Annotated in this window: 15 protein-coding genes; 7 read left to right on the top strand and 8 right to left on the bottom strand. The window is 63.5% G+C overall.

Annotation, left to right across the window (positions count from 1 at the left end):
* Positions 1 to 8: 8 nt before the first annotated feature.
* Genes WG899_RS14270 through WG899_RS14300 form a run of 7 tightly spaced genes read right to left on the bottom strand, consistent with a single transcriptional unit; the run spans position 9 to position 8,563 of the window.
* The gene (locus WG899_RS14270; protein ID WP_444718853.1) at positions 9 to 1,202 is read right to left on the bottom strand and encodes an ABC transporter substrate-binding protein; all 1,194 of its coding nucleotides are present in this window, start codon (positions 1,200 to 1,202) and stop codon (positions 9 to 11) included.
* Between the two features lie 30 nt (positions 1,203 to 1,232).
* On the bottom strand, positions 1,233 to 2,852 hold the full coding sequence (locus WG899_RS14275; RefSeq protein ID WP_339596321.1) for a benzoate-CoA ligase family protein: 1,620 nt from the start codon (positions 2,850 to 2,852) through the stop codon (positions 1,233 to 1,235).
* A complete protein-coding gene (locus WG899_RS14280) occupies positions 2,849 to 4,003 on the bottom strand; it encodes an acyl-CoA dehydrogenase family protein (RefSeq protein WP_339596322.1) in 1,155 nt (384 codons plus the stop codon). Before WG899_RS14280 ends, WG899_RS14275 begins: the two co-directional genes overlap by 4 nt.
* A 2-nt stretch (positions 4,004 to 4,005) precedes the next feature.
* The gene (locus WG899_RS14285) at positions 4,006 to 4,860 is read right to left on the bottom strand and encodes an enoyl-CoA hydratase family protein (protein WP_339596323.1); all 855 of its coding nucleotides are present in this window, start codon (positions 4,858 to 4,860) and stop codon (positions 4,006 to 4,008) included.
* A complete protein-coding gene (locus WG899_RS14290; RefSeq protein ID WP_339596324.1) occupies positions 4,857 to 5,396 on the bottom strand; it encodes a MarR family winged helix-turn-helix transcriptional regulator in 540 nt (179 codons plus the stop codon). Before WG899_RS14290 ends, WG899_RS14285 begins: the two co-directional genes overlap by 4 nt.
* Complete coding sequence (locus WG899_RS14295; protein WP_339596325.1) at positions 5,396 to 6,184, bottom strand: SDR family NAD(P)-dependent oxidoreductase; 789 nt, start codon at positions 6,182 to 6,184, stop codon at positions 5,396 to 5,398. Before WG899_RS14295 ends, WG899_RS14290 begins: the two co-directional genes overlap by 1 nt.
* Positions 6,185 to 6,187: 3 nt before the next feature.
* Positions 6,188 to 8,563, bottom strand: coding sequence for a bifunctional salicylyl-CoA 5-hydroxylase/oxidoreductase (locus WG899_RS14300; protein ID WP_339596326.1), 2,376 nt, complete (start codon positions 8,561 to 8,563; stop codon positions 6,188 to 6,190).
* A 221-nt stretch (positions 8,564 to 8,784) separates the two neighbouring features.
* Here WG899_RS14300 and kynB point away from each other — a divergent pair, with 221 nt between their 5' ends.
* From kynB to WG899_RS14330, 6 genes are all read left to right on the top strand, one after another.
* On the top strand, positions 8,785 to 9,408 hold the full coding sequence (gene kynB, locus WG899_RS14305; protein ID WP_339596327.1) for an arylformamidase: 624 nt from the start codon (positions 8,785 to 8,787) through the stop codon (positions 9,406 to 9,408).
* Between the two features lie 20 nt (positions 9,409 to 9,428).
* Positions 9,429 to 10,727 carry a kynureninase gene (kynU, locus tag WG899_RS14310; protein WP_339596328.1) on the top strand — a complete coding sequence of 433 codons (1,299 nt, stop codon included), beginning with the start codon at positions 9,429 to 9,431 and terminating at the stop codon, positions 10,725 to 10,727.
* Positions 10,724 to 11,572 (top strand): tryptophan 2,3-dioxygenase, encoded by an 849-nt coding sequence (kynA, locus tag WG899_RS14315; protein WP_339596329.1) that lies wholly within the window; start codon positions 10,724 to 10,726, stop codon positions 11,570 to 11,572. Before kynU ends, kynA begins: the two co-directional genes overlap by 4 nt.
* Positions 11,573 to 11,699: 127 nt before the next feature.
* Positions 11,700 to 12,488, top strand: a complete 789-nt coding sequence (locus WG899_RS14320; protein WP_339596330.1) for an ABC transporter substrate-binding protein — start codon at positions 11,700 to 11,702, stop codon at positions 12,486 to 12,488.
* A gap of 4 nt (positions 12,489 to 12,492) precedes the next feature.
* Entirely contained in the window at positions 12,493 to 14,991 is a 2,499-nt protein-coding gene (locus WG899_RS14325; RefSeq protein ID WP_339596331.1) for a cache domain-containing sensor histidine kinase, read from the top strand.
* Positions 14,992 to 15,101: 110 nt separating this feature from the next.
* Positions 15,102 to 16,910, top strand: coding sequence for an aminopeptidase P family protein (locus tag WG899_RS14330; protein ID WP_339596332.1), 1,809 nt, complete (start codon positions 15,102 to 15,104; stop codon positions 16,908 to 16,910).
* A gap of 11 nt (positions 16,911 to 16,921) precedes the next feature.
* Here the strand turns inward: WG899_RS14330 and WG899_RS14335 are convergent, their stop codons facing one another.
* Positions 16,922 to 17,050, bottom strand: a complete 129-nt coding sequence (locus WG899_RS14335) for a hypothetical protein (RefSeq protein WP_339596333.1) — start codon at positions 17,048 to 17,050, stop codon at positions 16,922 to 16,924.
* Positions 17,051 to 17,067: 17 nt separating this feature from the next.
* Here WG899_RS14335 and WG899_RS14340 point away from each other — a divergent pair, with 17 nt between their 5' ends.
* Complete coding sequence (locus WG899_RS14340; RefSeq protein ID WP_339596334.1) at positions 17,068 to 17,253, top strand: hypothetical protein; 186 nt, start codon at positions 17,068 to 17,070, stop codon at positions 17,251 to 17,253.
* Positions 17,254 to 17,295 lie beyond the last annotated feature (42 nt).

Raw genomic sequence — 17,295 nt, forward strand, 5'->3', positions numbered from 1 at the left:
TCAGGCGTTCACTTCATCTTGCACGAAGCCGCATAGGCATCGGCGTGGTTCTCAAAGATCTTGCCCAGCGTCTTGTTGGTCACGCGACCCTGAGCGTCCTTGCCGATGATGCGCAGGTAGTAGTCCTGCACCGGATACTGGTTGTTATTGAACTTGAAAGGGCCGCGCACCGAGGCGAACTTGGCGGCCTTCAGCGCCTTCAGCAAGGCCGGCTTGTCCTCGATCTTGCCCTTCACGTCGCGCACGGCCGCGTCCATCAGCAGCGCCGCGTCATAGCCCTGGCTGGCGTACAGCGAAGGCAGACGACCATAGTCCTTCTGGAAATCGGCCACAAACTTCTTGTTGGCGGCGTTGTCCATGTCGTGGGCCCAGTGCGAGCTGTTGAACATGCCCAGCATCGGCTCGCCCACCGCCTTGATCACGTCCTCATCGGCCGAGAAGCCGGGGCCAAACAAGGTGACGTCCTTGGACAGACCGGCGCCGACAAACTGTTTGATGAAGTTGATGCCCATGCCACCGGGCAGGAAGATGTACATCGCGTCCGGCTTGGCCGCGCGCACCTGCGCCAGTTCGGCCGCGTAGTCGAGCTGGCCGAGCTTGGTGTAGATCTCATCGGCGACCACCGCCTTGTCGCCCTTGTAGAAGCGCTTGAAGCCGACCAGCGCGTCCTTGCCGGCCGGGTAGTTGGGGGCCAGCAGCACGACCTTTTTGAAACCCTTGTCGAGCACCGTCTTGCCAACCGCCTCATGCAGGTTGTCGTTCTGCCAGGCCACGTTGAAGAAGAAGGGATTGCACTGTTCGCCGGCGTACTGAGAGGGACCGGCATTGGCGCTGATGTAGGGCGTTTTGCTCTCGAACACGCTGGGGCCAACGGCCAGCATGATGTTGGAGAAGACGATGCCGGTCATGAAGTCGACACGGTCCTTCTTGATCAGGCGATCCGAGGTCTGCTTGGCGACCTCAGGGTTTTGCTGGTCATCGGCAATCACCATCTCGACCGGCAATCCACCGAACTTGCCGCCGCTGTGTTTGAGCGCCAGATTGAAACCGTCCCGGATGTCCACGCCCAGACCGGCGCCGGGGCCGGACAAAGTACTGAGCATGCCGACCTTGACCTTGTCGGCCGCCATCGCGCCGCTGGCCAGGGCCATGCAAGCCGTCAACACCACGGTCCTACTCAGAATCGAACTCTTCATCGTCATGGAGGTCTCCAACACAGGTTTGAACATCGATCAGGACGCTTGCGAGCGCAAGCGGAATCGCTGCAGCTTGCCGGTTTCGGTGCGCGGCAAGCTGGCGCGGAACTCTATCGCACGGGGGTATTTGTAGGGCGCAATCGTCGCCTTGACGAAGTCCTGCAATTCACGCTGCAGCTCGGGCCCGGCCGTGAAGCCCTCGCGCAGCACGACAACCGCCTTGACGATCTGGCCGCGCTCCTCGTCGGCCTGCCCGATCACGCCGCACTCGGCCACCGCCGGGTGCGCCAACAGCGCCGACTCCACTTCGGGGCCGGCAATGTTGTAGCCGCCGGAGATGATCATGTCGTCGGTGCGGGCCTGGTAGACGTAATAGCCCTCGGCATCGACCAAATAGGCGTCGCCGGTCAGGTTCCAGCCCTTCAGCACATAGTTGCGCTGGCGCTCGTCCGCCAGATAGCGGCAGCCGGTTGGGCCCTTGACCGCCAAGCGGCCCACCTGACCGGGCGGCAAGACCTGACCCTCGTCGTCCAGCACACAGGCCTGGTAGCCGGGCACCGGCTTGCCGGTCGCACCCGGCTTGGCGTTGCTCTCATCGTGGGAGATGAAAATGTGCAGAAGCTCGGTGGCGCCGATACCATCGATCAGCTCGATGCCGGTGGCGTCCTTCCAGAGCTTGCGCGTGGCTGCCGGCAAGGCCTCGCCGGCGCTGACGCATTTGCGCAAGCTGCTCAAATCATGCGCAGCCACCTGGGGCGCCATCGCCCGGTAGGAGGTTGGCGCGGTAAACAGCACGCTGGCGCGGTACTTGGTGATCGCTGGCAGCAGCGCATCCGGCGAGGCCTTTTCCAGCAGCACGGCCGAGGCGCCAACGCTCATCGGGAACAGCACCAATCCCCCCAGGCCAAAGGTGAAGGCCAAGGGCGGGCTGCCAATGAAAACATCGTCGGCCTGCGGACGCAGCAGATGCGAGGGCCAGCAGCGGCAGATCGCCATCACATCGCGATGGAAGTGCATGGTGCCCTTCGGCGCACCGGTGGTGCCCGAGGTGAAGGCGATCAAACAGCAATCATCGGCAGCGGTATCGACGTTGGCAAAGGCATCGCTGTGGCGGGCGGCGCGCGCCTCCAGGCCGTCTGCGGCCTCGCTGTGGAACAAGGCCATGCTGCGCAACTGCGGGCATTGCGCCTGCGCCAGCGTCAGCTCCTCGGCCAAGCGCGCGTCGCACAGCGCGTGGCTGATCTGCGCCTTGTCGATCACCTGCTGCAACTCTTTGGCGCGCAGCAGCGGCATCGTCGCCACCGCCACTGCGCCGACCTTTTGGACCGCGAACCAACAGGCCGCCATTTGCGGCGTGTTGGCGCCGCGCAGCAGCACCCGGTTGCCGGCCAGCACGCCCAGTTCGCTCACCAGCACATGGGCGATGCGGTTGGCCTGGCGCTGCAGCTCGGCATAGCTCCAGCGCAGCCCGTCGGCGCCCTGCAGACACAGACGCTCGCCCTGGCCTTGCTCGACCCAACGGTCCAACAACTCGCTGGCGCAGTTGAGGCGATCGGGGAACTGCAACTCGGGCAGTTCAAAGATCAGCTCCGGCCACAACTCGGGCGCCGGCAGGTTGTCACGGGTGAAGGTATCGATATGGGCCGAGGCAATCATTTCAACAAATCCCTTCCGATGATCAGCTGTTGCACCTCGCTGGCGCCCTCGTAGATGCGCAAGGCGCGGATTTCGCGGTACAGCGTCTCCACCATCTCGCCGCTTTGCACCCCGCGGCCGCCGAACAGTTGCACGGCCGCGTCGATGACGCGCTGCGCGCCCTCGGTGGCCATCAGCTTGGCCATCGCCGCCTCACGGGTCACGACCTGCCCCTGGTCGCGCTGCCAGGCGGCGCGATAAACCAAGAGCGCCGAGGAATCAACGGTGCAGGCCATATCGGCCAGCTTGGCCTGGGTCAACGGCAGCTCGGCCAAAGTGCCGCCAAACATCTTGCGGCTCTTGGCCTGCTGCAATCCCTCTTGCAAGGCGCGGCGCGCAAAGCCCAGCGAGGCCGCCGCCACCGAGGTGCGGAAGACATCGAGCGTGCGCATCGCCACTTTGAAGCCCTCGCCCGGCGCCCCGATCATCTGGCTCTTGGCAACCCGGCAGTTGTTAAAGCGCAGGCGGGCCAGCGGATGCGGCGCGATCACCTGGATGCGTTCGGCAATCTCGAATCCGGCCAGATCGGCGTCCACAATAAAGGCCGAGATGCCCCTTGACCCAGGCGCCTCGCCGGTGCGGGCGAAGACGATGTAGAAGTCGGCAATGCCGCCATTGGAGATCCAGGTTTTCTCACCGTTCAGGACATAGTCATCGCCATCCGCCACCGCGCTGCACTGCATGGCGGCCACATCCGAGCCAGCCTCTGGCTCCGACAGCGCAAAGGCGGCCAAGGCCTCACCACTCGCCACCCGCGGCAGATAACGCCGACGTTGCGCGTCACTGCCGGCCAAAGAGATGGCACCCGAACCCAAGCCCTGCATCGCAAAGGCGAAGTCGGCCAGGCCGTTGTAGCGCGCCAGCGTCTCACGCAGCAGGCAAATGGCGCGGGTGTCGATCTGCTCGGCCGCGCCGCCCAGGGCGGTGCCGGCTATGGCATGCCGCAGCCAGCCGCCCTGTCCCAAGGCCTTGACCAGCGATTTGCACTCGGCATCCACATCGGTGCCATGTCCGCTGTGCAGAAATTCGCTGCACCAGGCCTCCAGCTGGGTCGCCAGTTGGCGATGTCTGTCTTCAAAAAACGGCCAGGCCAGATGCGTGAGATGGCTCATGCTCAATCCCCCTTGAACTCGGGCCGCTGCTTGGCCACAAAGGCCTGATAGGCGCGATGAAAGTCCTGCGTCATCATGCAGATGGCCTGCGCCTGCGCTTCGGCTTCGATGGCCTCGTCCACGCCCATGGCCCACTCCTGGTGCAGCATCTTCTTGGTCATCGCGTGGCCAAAGCTCGGGCCGCTGGCAATCTGCTGCGCCCAGGCGACCGCCTCGGACAGCAAGGCCTCGGGCTCGGCGAGTCGATTGAAAAAGCCCCAGTTCAAACCTTCGTCACCGCCCAGGCTGCGGCCGCTGTAAAGCAGATCGGAGGCTCGCCCCTGACCGACGATGCGCGGCAAGATGGCGCAAGCCCCCATATCGCAGCCGGCCAGGCCGACGCGGGTGAACAAGAAGGCGGTCTTCGAGCGCGCCGTGCCGACGCGCAGGTCGGAGGCCATCGCGATGATGGCGCCGGCACCGGCGCAGACCCCGTCGATGGCGGCAATCAGCGGCTGCGGGCAGGCCCGCATCGCCTTGACCAGATCACCGGTCATGCGGGTGAAGGCGAGCAGATCGGGCATGGGCATCTGGGTCAGCGGGCCGATGATTTCATGCACATCGCCACCGGAGCAGAAGTTGCCCCCGGCCCCTTGCACGACGATGGCCCGCACCTCGTCCACATAGCTGAGGCGACGAAACAGATCGCGCAACTCGGCATAGGAGTCGAAGGTCAGCGGATTCTTGCGCTCGGGGCGATTCAGCGTGATGACCCCCACCTGGCCGTCCACATGCCAGCCAAAATGCGCCGGCGCAAAGCCTTGCAGACTCTGCCGGTTGCCCTCGGCCAGATGATGATTGATGCCTGTTTGACTCATTGACGCGATTCCTTTTTTTCCTTGCCAGCGAGGGTCGCTGTTGCGGCCGAGGCGGCCGATGCCGACGACTCCAAGCCACTCAAATGACTCTTCAGCCCGGCCAGCAGACCATAGACTTGGTTTTTTTCGTCCGGACTCCAGCCCTCCAGCAACTCGACCACCCATTGTTCGTGGGTGGCCGCCATGCGCTTGAATTGACGCTTGCCGGCCGGGGTCAATTTGACCGTGTAAGAGCGTCGGTCGCTCGGATGCGCCTCGCGCACCACCAGGCCTTCGGCCTCCAACTGGTCGGTGATGCCGGTGATATTGCCGCCGGTCACCATCAGCCGCTTGGACAACTCACGCATGCTCAAGCCATTCGGCGCCCGCTCCAACTGCGCCAAGAGATCAAAGCGTGGCAAGGTGGTGGCGAAGTCCTGGCGCAGGCGGTTGCGTATCACGCCTTCGACCCGGTTGGTGCAGGCGAGCAAACGCAACCACAGGCGCAAGGCCTGGTGGTCTTGCGCATGGGCGCGTGACTCGAGATCCAGGCCCATCACATCAATTCCCCGCCGCAGACGGCAATCGACTGTCCATTCATGGCGGCACTGTCGGGGCGCGCCAGCCACAACACGGCCGAAGCGACCTCCTGCGGCTGCACCAAGCGCCCTTGCGGATTGCCGGCGGCCAGCTCAGCCCGCGCCTGCTCGGCGCTGCGACCGGTCTTGCCGACGATATTGGCAACCGCCCGCTCGACGATGTCGGTTTCCGTGTAGCCTGGGCAAACGGCATTGACGGTGACGCCCTTCTTGGCCAATTCCTGCGCCATCGCCCGGGTCAAGCCCAGCACGCCATGCTTGGCTGCGCAATAGGCCGCCACATAGGCATAACCAGTTAAGGCCGCGGTGCTGGCCACATTGATGATGCGACCAAAGCCGCGCTCAACCATGCCGGGCAGCACCTCCCGCGAACACAAAAAGGTGCCGGTCAAATTGACGCCCAGCATGTTCTGCCACAGCGCCAAGGAGGTTTTGGCCAGCGGCGCGGTTTCGGCCTGACCGGCGTTATTGACCAGAATGTCGATCCGCGACAGGGTCGAAAAAGCGGCCTTGACGCTGGCCTCGTCACTGACATCGACGACGCAGCAATCCACGGGGCCCAGCGCCATCAAGCCGGCCACCTGCCCCTGCAAGCGGTCCAGATTGCGCCCCATCAGCGTGACCGAAACGCCGGCTTCCAACAGCGAGCGCGCCACGGCGGCACCGATGCCGCTGCCGCCGCCGGTGACGACGGCATGCAGGCCCTGCAGGCTGTTGGGCAATTTGTTCTCCGGCAGCATCGCCATGGCCTAAACCCCCATGGCCTTGTTGGCCTGCTCCAGCGCCGACAGACCGGATGCGCCGCCTGCCGCAGCCTGAGCGCGCTGTCGCTCAAACTCTTTTTCCAGCTGCGGCTTGGCCGACAGATAAGCCCTGGGCCATGCCAGACCAATGGGTCCGCTGTAGCCAATGCGCGCCGCTTCGGTCAGCGTCCAGGCCGGATTGGCCAAGTGCGGCCGGGCCACCGCGCACAGATCGGCACGGCCAGAGGCGATGATGCTGTTGACGTGATCGGCCTCGGAGATGGCGCCCACCGCGATGGTGGCAATGCCGACCCGGTTGCGAATGCTCTCCGAGAACGGCGTCTGCCACATGCGGCCATAGACCGGCTTTTCTTGCTTGCTGACCTGGCCGGAGGAAACGTCTATCAAATCCGCACCCGCCGCCTTGAAGGCCGCCGCGATCTGCACCGCGTCCTCGGGCGTCGTGCCACCCTCGACCCAGTCATGGGCGGAGATGCGCACCGACATCGGGCGATCATGCGGCCACAAGGCCCGCATCGCCCGGAACACCTCAAGCGGGAAGCGCAGGCGATTCTCCAGGCTGCCGCCGTAGTCATCGCTGCGCCGATTGGTCAGCGGCGAGATGAAGCTGGACAACAGATAGCCGTGCGCACAGTGCAGCTCCAGCCAGTCAAAGCCTGCGTCGGCGGCCCGCTGGGTAGCGGCGCAGAAATCAGCCAGTACCCGGTCCATATCGATCCGTGTCATCTCGCGCGAGGTCTGACTGACTCCAGCCAGATACTGCTGCGGCGAAGCGGAGATCAGCGGCCAGTTGGCGCCCTGTGAGCCATCTTCCGGCAAGGCTTGATCGATGCCGTCCCAGCCACGCCGGGTCGAACCCTTGGCGCCCGCATGGCCCAGCTGCACTGCGATCTTGGCGCTGCTGTTGGCGTGCACAAAATCGACGATGCGCGCCCAGGCCGCGCCCTGCGCATCGGTATACAGACCAGGGCATCCGGGGGTGATGCGGCCATCGGCCGAGGGGCATGTCATCTCGGCAAACACCAAACCAGCGCCGCCGGTGGCGCGCGCACCCAAATGCATCAGGTGATAGTCGCCGGGCAGCCCGTCCACACAGGAGTACTGTGCCATTGGCGAGACCACGACGCGGTTCTTCAGCGTCAGGCCACGCAAGCTGAAGGGCGTGAACATCGGCGGCACCGCGGCTGGCTGCGCCAGGCCGGAGCGACCAGCCAACCAGGTCTCGAATTGATCGACATAAGCCGGGTCGCGCAGGCGCAGGTTCTCGTGCGAGATGCGCTGCGAACGCGTCAGCAACGAATAGGCAAACTGATCCGGCTCCAGCTGCGCATGGCGTTCGACGTTTTCGAACCATTCGGTCGAGTTGCGGGCGGCATTCTGAATGCGCAAAACCTCGACCGAGCGGCTGGCCTGGTAGGCCGCCAGAGCGAGCTCCAAATTACCCTGGGCTTGCCCGATATCACGCGCCAAGGCGATGGCGTCTTCCAGTGCCAGCTTGGTGCCGGAGCCAATCGAGAAGTGCGCGGTATGGGCGGCGTCACCCATCAACACCACCGGCGCACGGCCGTTGTGATGCACCCAGTTTTTGCAGACCACACGCGGGAAGCGAATCCATTGCGCCGAGCCGCGCAGATGGGCCGCGTTGGAGACCAATTTGTGCCCGTCCAGCACCTTGGCGAAGAGCCGCTCGCAAAAAGCAATGCCCTCTTCCTTGCTCATCGCCTCGATACCCGCCGCCGCCCAGACCGACTCCGGCGCTTCGACGATAAAGGTCGAGGTGTTGGCATCAAAGCGGTAGGCATGAGCCTGGAACCACCCATGCTCGGTCTTCTGGAAGTCGAAGGTGAAGGCCTCGAACAGCTTGCTGGTGCCCAGCCAGACAAAGCGGCACTGGCGCAGATCGATATCGGGCCGATAGCTGGCCGCGTATTTGGTACGGATGCGGCTATTCAAACCGTCGCAGGCAATGATGAGGTCGGCGTCAATGCCTTCGTCATCCGCCACATCGGTCTCATAGCGCAACTCCACGCCCAACTCGACGCAGCGCGCCTGCAAGATATTCAGCAACTTCATGCGGCCAATGCCGCAAAAGCCGTGACCGCCCGAGCACAGCGTGCGGCCCTTGATGTGGACCTCGATATCGTCCCAATGATTGAAGGCGTCGAGGATCTCGTCGGCTGTTTTGGCATCCGCCTCGCGCATCGCGCCAAGCGTTTGGTCGGAGAACACCACGCCCCAGCCGAAGGTGTCACCGGGTTTGTTGCGCTCCAGCACAGTGATCTGATGAGCCGGGTTCTGCTGCTTCATCAGCAGTGCGAAATACAGACCGGCTGGGCCGCCGCCAATACAGGTGATGCGCATCGCTTGTCTCCTTGATTGCGAGCAACTTTAGGCTTTGATAGTTTAGGTGTCAATCAAATTACCGTGCTTTGGGACCGGGGACAAACCCGCGAAATAAAGGCCATCAGAGAACTTGCCAGCAAGGTCGCTCGATGTTGGAATTAACCGACACCACGTAGGCTTGAGCGTTGTTAAGGTCTCGCCCGCCGCTGAAGCTGCAGCACAAGAAAGCACCACCCCGTATGAAACGAATCTGGGATATCTCCCCGCTGGTCTCGGCCGATGCGCCGATCTTTCCCGGCGACGAGCCCTATCGCCTGAACTGGACGGCCCGGCTCTCGCCGGACTGTCCGGTCAATCTGAGCGCCATCACCCTGTCACCCCATGTCGGCGCGCATGCCGATGCGCCGCTGCATTACGCCGACGGTGCCGCCAGCTGCGCCGAGCTGGAGCTGGACCCATATCTGGGCCCCTGCCGGGTGATCCATGCGATCGGCTGCGGCCCGCTGATACAGATCGAACACCTGCGCCACGCGGCGGCCAATTTGCCGGCCCGCGTCTTGGTGCGCTGCTGCGAACAGGCCGATCGCAGCTGGAACCCGGACTTCAGCGCCTTCGCACCCGAGACGGTGGCCTGGCTGGCGGGCCGCGGCGTCAAGTTGATCGGCCTGGACACCCCCTCGGTCGACCCCGCCAGCAGCAAAAGCCTGAGCAGCCACCAGCAGCTCCTGCAACTCGATCTGCGCGTGCTGGAGAACCTGGTGCTGGACGAGGTCCCCGAAGGCAACTATGAATTGATTGCCCTGCCCCTTAAATTGGCCGGCGCCTGCGCCTCCCCGGTTCGCGCCGTGCTGCGCGAGCTTTGAACCCCCTCAGGAGTACTTTGATGACCACAAGACAAGACTGCGATGTGCTGGATCAAGAAGATCCATTGCGCGAACTGAAGCACCAATTCGAGCTGCCCGCCGGCACCATTTACCTGGACGGCAATTCGCTCGGCGTGCTGCCCCGCGCCACCCTGGGGCGCGTGCAAGAGGTGATTCAAAAGGAATGGGGCCAGGATCTGATCAAGAGCTGGAACACCGCCGGCTGGATCGACCTGCCAAGCCGCATTGGCGACAAGATCGCTCGCCTGGTGGGCGCGGCGCCCGGCGAGTTGATCGTCGCCGACTCCACCTCGCTGAACCTTTACAAGGTGCTGTCGGCGGCGATTGGCATCAGCCAGCAGTTGGCCCCCGAGCGCAAGCTGATCGTGTCGGAGCGCAGCAATTTCCCGACCGACCTCTATATCGCCGAGAGCCTGGCCCGCCAGCATGGCTGGACCCTGAAGCTGGTCGACAGCGTGGACGAAATCCCCGCCGCACTGAACGCCGAGTTGGGCGTGCTGATGCTGACCGAGGTCAACTACCGCACCGGCTATCGCCACGATATGAGCGCCCTGACGGCGGCCACCCATGCCGCCGGCGCCCTGGTGATCTGGGACCTGGCCCATTCGGCCGGCGCGGTGCCGGTCGACTTGAAGGGGGCGAATGCCGACTTCGCCATCGGCTGCGGCTACAAATATCTGAACGGCGGCCCCGGCGCGCCAGCTTTTGTGTGGGCGCACCCGCGCCACGCCGAGCGCTTCTGGCAGCCGCTGTCCGGTTGGTTGGGCCATGCCGCGCCGTTTCAATTCACCACCGACTACCGCCCGGCCGCGGGCATCAAGCGTTACATCTGCGGCACGCCCGCCATGTTGTCACTGGCCGCACTGGAATGCGGCGTCGACACCGTCTTGGCCGCCGAACCAATGGGCGGCATGGCGGCGCTGCGTAAAAAATCGATCGCACTGACCGAACTCTTCATTGAACTGGCCGAGGCCCGCTGCGCCAAATTGGGTGTGCGCCTGGCTTCGCCGCGCGATGAGGCCCGCCGCGGCAGCCAGGTCTGCCTGAGCCTGGACGCGCCGCTGCACGAGGCCGGCTATGCGGTCATCCAAGCCTTGATCGCCCGCGGCGTGATCGGCGACTTCCGCGCCGGCGACCCCAGCCGCCTCGCCGAGGTGCCGCACATCCTGCGCTTTGGTTTCACACCGCTCTACATCGGCTTTGCCGATGTCTTTGATGCCGTCGAACATTTGCATCAGGTGCTGCAGCAAAAAGAATGGCAGCGTCCTGAATTTCAAAAGCAAGGAGCCGTGACATGAGTTGCCCGCACAACACCGAAAACATCGTTCGAGAGGAAAAAGCCCAGCTCGACTTCTCTCAGGACATGAGCTACGGCGACTACCTGCATCTGGATCAGATCCTCAGCGCTCAGCATCCGCTCTCGCCCGAGCACAACGAGATGCTGTTCATTGTCCAGCACCAGACCTCGGAGCTGTGGATGAAGCTGATGCTGCACGAGATGCAGGCGGCGGTCGCCTGCGTGGCGGCCGACCGGCTGCCCGAGGCCTTCAAGATGCTGGCGCGGGTGTCTCGCATCATGGAACAACTGGTGCATGCCTGGGATGTGCTGGCGACCATGACCCCGCCCGAGTACACCGCCATCCGGCCCTATCTGTCGAACAGCAGCGGCTTCCAAAGCGCGCAATACCGCCGCATCGAATTCATGCTGGGCAATAAGAACGCGGCCATGCTGAAACCCCATGCGCACCGGCCCGACCTGCTGGCCGATGTCGAAGCTGCTTGGCGGGTACCGTCGCTGTACGACGAGGTGCTGCGTCTGTTGGCGCGGCGCGGCATTCAAGTGCCGGCCGCAGCCCTGGAGCGGGACTGGACCCAAGCCCGCAGCGCCGACGAAGGCGTCAAGGCCGCCTGGCTGGAGGTCTACCGCGAGCCGAGCAAGCACTGGGACCTGTATCAAATGGGCGAAGAGCTGGTCGACCTGGAGGATGCCTTCCGGTTGTGGCGCTTCCGTCACGTCACCACGGTGGAGCGGGTGATTGGCTTCAAGCGCGGCACCGGCGGCACCTCGGGCGTCGGCTATTTGCGCAAGATGCTGGATGTGGTGCTGTTCCCAGAACTGTGGGCCCTGCGCACGGAACTCTGAAAAGCGCCCGAAAACCAGACAAGTACAGGCTGCGCACGGGGAGAGCTTTGCGATAGAGTCGGTGCCAACTCGGCCCAGCCTGCAATGGCTGGGCAGCCCTTGGCCGAAAAACTCAGGGATTCTGCACATGCCACCAACACTGCGCTGCCTGCTTCTGGTTCTGTGGGGGTTTACGGGGTCAGGTTTTGCCGGCGAAGTGGCGCAGCGGGTGCAGTCAAGCCAAACCCTCAGGGTCTGCATCTGGCCGGCCTACTACGGCATCAGCTTCCGCAGCCCGCGTACGAATGAGCTGAGCGGCATCGACATTGACATGTCCGCCGCGCTGGCCAAGGATTTGGGCGTTAAGCTGAGCTATGTCGAGTCCAGCTTCCCTAAGCTGATCGAGGACCTGAGCCAAGAGCGCTGCGACATTGCCATGTTCGCCATCGGCATGACGGCGGAACGGCAAAAGCACTTGCGGTTTTCGACGCCGTATCTGCAGAGTGATATCTACGCCATCACGACACGTTCCAGCCGCGCCATCAAGTCTTGGTCTGACATTGACAAGCCCGGCATCAAGGTCGCAGTGCCCGCCGCCACCTTCATTGAACCGGTGGTTGCCGCTTGGTTGAAGCACGCTGAGATGGTGGTGATCACGGCACCCAAGACCCGCGAACAGGAGTTGGAATCCGGTCGGGTCGATGTCTTCATGACCGACTATCCCTACAGCCACCGGCTGATGGAGAACAGCGACTGGGCCCGACTGGTCGCGCCACCCACACCTTTTCACATGCTGCCTTATGCCTATGCGGTCAAGCCGGGCGATGACGCCTGGCTGCAGCGCATCAACAGCTTTGTCGCCAGCGCCAAAAGGGATGGCCGCCTGAACGGTTTCGCCAAGCGCCATGGCCTGAGCGAAATCCTGGTGCACGACTGAAGCCATGCCAACGATCAGCTCTCAAAATCTGCCGGCCTGGGTCAATCGCCGCATGGCCGTGTGGGGCTCGGGCCTGCTGAGCCTGGCCTTCATCGTCTTGGCCGGTGCCTTTGTTTGGATCGAACACCGCCAGCGCGTGGCCACCGAAATTGAACATAACGAACTGTACGCACGCACGCTGGAAGGCCACCTCAGCCTGACGCTGACCACGGTCAATATCGCCCTGCAAAGCCTGCCCCGCGCCATGGAAAGCGGCCGGATCACCCCCGACAGCGAAGCCCTGAACAGCTTGCTGGCGCAGCCGCTGGCCTCCATGCCCTATGTGCGCAGCTTCTCTTTGCTGGATGGCACCGGACTGGTGCTGGCCAGCAGCGGCGCCAGCAATATCGGCCGTCGCGTGCCGCTCAGGCTGTTGCAGCACCAAGATGACGATGTGCCTCAAGGGCTGGGGGCCTTGCTGGGCGGGCGAGATTTGAGCGACCTGACCCAACAAAGCCGAGGCATGGCCGGGCAGGAGCGCACGGTCAAACAGTTTTTGCTGCCGCTGACGCTGGCCGAGAAAACGCAGCAAGGCCCGCGCTATTGGGTGGCGACCTTGAACCCCGACTATTTCGCCAACTTCTTTGCCATTCAGTTGAGCGACAACGAGCACCGCGCGGCGCTCTACAGCTTGGACGGAGAGTTGATCACCGCCAACGAAGCGGTGCTATTGCCCCCCGGCAGCCGGGCCACTGAACACACGGTGTTTAAGAATTTCCTGCCGGCCCATGAACGCGGCAACTACCGCGGCCCCGGCTTGGATCAAAAGCCAAGCCTGGGTAGTTTCCGGCTTGCACGCGAACATCCGCTGGCCTTGGTCATCGAACTGCCCAGTAGCTCCGTCTGGGCCCATATTCGAGACAGCGCCCAGGCCGTCGTCTTGGCCCTGCTGGGCGGGCTGCTTGTGATGGGGTCTTTGGGCGCCATTGCTTGGCGCGCCCTGGGGGCCTATGACACGGCCCGCAAAGACTTGGAAGGCGCCCTGCTTGAGTTGGCCACCAAGGAGCGGGAGCAACGCCTGCTGATTGGCAATGTGCAGGAACTGATGTTCCACACCGATGCGGATGGTGTGCTGCAGTTCATCAATCACCCCGAGTACCTGGGCGCCAGCAGCGCCGACACCTTGCTGGGCTTGCGCTTCGAGAGCCTGGTAGATCCGGCCGACCAGGCGCGCGCGCGCGGGCTGTACCGCAGCACGGCAGGCTTTTTGAACCTGCCGGTGACCTTGCGTCTGGCGGGTGCGAATGGGCGCAAGCGCGTGCTCGAGGTCAGCGTGACGCCGATCAAAAATGAGGACGATATGCTGACCGGCTATGTCGGCTTCGCCTTGGATGTGACCGAGCGCGAGGACGCCCGCCTGCGTCTGCAAACGCAGCTGGAGTTCACCGCCCGTTTGATCGACGTCTGCCCCATTCCCATTTTTGCCAAGGATCTGGCGCTGCGTTTCGTGATGGTCAATCAAGCCTGGACCGATATGACCGGCGTGGAGAAAAACCTGGCCCTGGGCCGCAAGCTGAGCGAATTGCGCCCGGCCGCGCTGGCCGACCCGGTCGAAGCCAGCGACAAAGCACTGCTGGCGCACGGCGGCAGCGAGCATCTTGAGTTGCAAGACCGCGGGCGTAATTTCCTGACCCACAGAGCGGTGTATCTGGACGCGTCCGGCAAGCCGGCAGGCGTGCTGGCTAGCGCCATTGACATCAGCCGCTTCGTCGAAGCCGAGCGCCAGATCGCCGAGGCGCGCGACGCCGCCGAACATGCCAATAGCATCAAGACCGAGTTCGTCGCCAATATGAGCCATGAGTTGCGCACGCCGCTGCAAAGCATCATTGGATTCTCAGAATTGGGCATCAACCGCAGTGGCGAGCATGCGCGACTACAGGACATGTTCGCGCGCATTCATGCCTCCGGGCAGCGGATGCTGGAATTGGTCAACAACCTGCTGGACCTGTCCAAGCTGGAAAGCGCCATCGGCACCCTCACCCTGAACGCGCAAGACCTGACCCCCTTGGTCCGTGCCGTGGTGGATGAAATGCAGGTCAACGCCGACAAACAAAACATCACGCTGGACTTGCAGGTACTGGAAAAGAACCTAGTCGCTAAGATCGACGGTCCAAGGCTGCAGCAAGCCTTGCGCAATGTGCTGGACAACGCGGTGCGCTTCTCGCCTCCCGCCGGTCACGTCAAGATCCAGTTGTTCCGCGACCCCAGCGGTTTGTGCATCAATGTGCTGGACCAGGGCCCGGGCATCCCGGTGGCCGAGTTGGACGCCGTCTTTGCGCCCTTCTCCCAAGGCCCCAAGGTGCAAGACAGCGCAGGCCAAGCGCACAGCAATGGCCACAAGGGCGGCACTGGCTTGGGCTTGGCGGTCTGCCGAAAAATCATGCTCGCGCATGGCGGCACGATCAACGCTCGCAACCATGCAGAAGGTGGTGCGCTGTTTGAATTGCGCCTGCCGGCCGCCTGAAGCCAGGCCGGCCGACCTCGCCCTACAATTCGCCCCAGCCCTACCCGCAACCCCAAGAAAAGCGGCCCGCAGCGCCGATCCAGCGCAGCACGGACCGCTGGAGACAAGCCATGGATTCCCGAACCTCCACCATCACGCTGCGTATCGAGCAACTGCGTGATGCGATGAAATCCCAGGGCGTGCATGCCTGCCTGGTGCCGTCGGCCGACCCGCACCTGTCCGAGTACCTGCCCGAGCGCTGGCAAGCACGCCAGTGGCTGTCGGGCTTCAATGGCTCGGTCGGCACCCTGGTCGTGACCCTGGAGCGCGCCGCCGTTTTTGCCGATAGCCGCTATTGGACCCAAGCCGAAGCCGAATTGGCCGGCACCGGCATTGCCCTGGAGAAGATCCCGACCGCGGCCGCCACGCACTACATCGATTGGATTGGGGCTCAACTGCAAGCCGGCCAAGTGCTGGCCATCGACGGCCAGGTCTTGGGTCTGGGCTTGGCCCAACAACTGCGTGGCGCCATGCAGCGCCACGACATCGTGCTGCGCACCGATATTGACCTGGTCAACCAAATCTGGCCCGCTCGCCCGGGCCTGCCGGCCGGCAAAATCTACGAACACCTGCCACCACAAGCCACTGTGTCACGGGCCGACAAGCTGGCCGGTGTGCGCGCGGCCATGGCCCGCCACGGCGCGAGCCACCACTTCATTTCCAGCGTCGATGACAGCGCTTGGTTGCTCAATCTGCGCGGTGCCGACGTCGACTACAACCCGGTCTTCATGGCCCACACCCTGCTCAGCGGCGACAGCGCCACCTTGTTCGTGGCAGACGGCAAGATCGACGCCGCACTGCGCGAGCGCCTAGCAGCCGACGGCGTACAGATTGCCAACTACACCGAAGCCGCAGCCGCATTGATGGCCTTGCCCCCCAAGGCCTGCGTGTTGATGGACCCACGGCGTGTCACCTTGGGCCTGCGCGAAGCCGTGCCGGCTCACGCCAGTGTGCTCGAGGCCATCAACCCGAGTACCTTGGCCAAGAGCCGCAAGACCGCCGCGGAAGCTGCCTTTGTGCGCGAAGCGATGGCCCAAGACGGCGCAGCCATGTGCGAGTTCTATGCCTGGTTTGAGCAGGCACTGGGCCAGCAACGCCTGACCGAATTGAGCGTTGACGAACATCTGAGCGCCGCGCGTGCGCGCCGCCCTGGCTTTGTCGGCCTGAGCTTCCCCACCATCGCGGGCTTCAACGCCAACGGCGCAATGCCGCATTACCGCGCCACGGCCGAATCACATGCGGTCATCGAGGGGGATGGCCTGCTGCTGATCGACTCCGGCGCGCAATACCTGGGCGGCACCACCGACATCACCCGTGTCTGGCCAATTGGCCAGGTCTCGGCCGAACAAAAACGCGACTACACCTTGGTGCTGAAGGGCACGCTGGGGCTGTCACGCGCCTGCTTCCCACGCGGCACCTTAGGCCCAATGTTGGACGCGCTGGCGCGCGCACCGATGTGGGAGCATGGCCTCGACTTCGGCCATGGCACCGGCCATGGCGTGGGCTATTTCATGAATGTGCACGAAGGCCCGCAGAATATTTCCAAGGGCCTGCCGGACGCCAATATGGCGATGGAAATCGGCATGATTACTTCCATCGAGCCCGGCATCTACCGCCCCGGAAAATGGGGCGTTCGGATCGAAAACTTGGTGCTCAATGTGCCGCTGGAGACCCCGGAAAAAGGCCAATTTGGCGACATGCTGGCCTTTGAGACCATGACCCTGTGCCCGATCGACACCCGTTGCATCGACAAGGAATTGCTGGGTGCGGAAAACACCGCCTGGCTGAACCGTTACCACGCCGAGGTGCGCTCGAGATTGGCGCCCTTGCTCAGTGGCGACGCGCTGGCGTGGTTGGAAAAGCGTACCCAAGCCATCTAAACGGGCTGGAATCAAAACAGCATCAAGCGCTTCAAGCGCATGACTTGAAAAGCGCGGCCAGTCCGCGCTTTTTTCTTTTCTGGCGCGCTGGAAGAATACTGGGCCTGCGCATAAAGTTTCAGGGCAAACCCTTGTTTCATGCGCAGAGGAGTTCATCATGGCCAGCAACAAGATTCACACCTTTTCGGAATCCGGCCTGCATTCAGCACTGCTGATTGCCCTGCTGCTGATTCTGCTTGTCGGCTTTATCGACGCCCTGTTCTTCACCCCCGATGGCGCGACTCCCGTCATGTGGCGACTGGAGCCGGTGGTGGTCACCGGCCACGCCCAACCGAGCCGCTGAAATATGCCACTGTCGGCGAGATAGAGCCGGGGCAGCCCGCCC

Source organism: Paucibacter hankyongi (assembly GCF_037482915.1).
GTDB lineage: Bacteria > Pseudomonadota > Gammaproteobacteria > Burkholderiales > Burkholderiaceae_C > Paucibacter_A > Paucibacter_A hankyongi.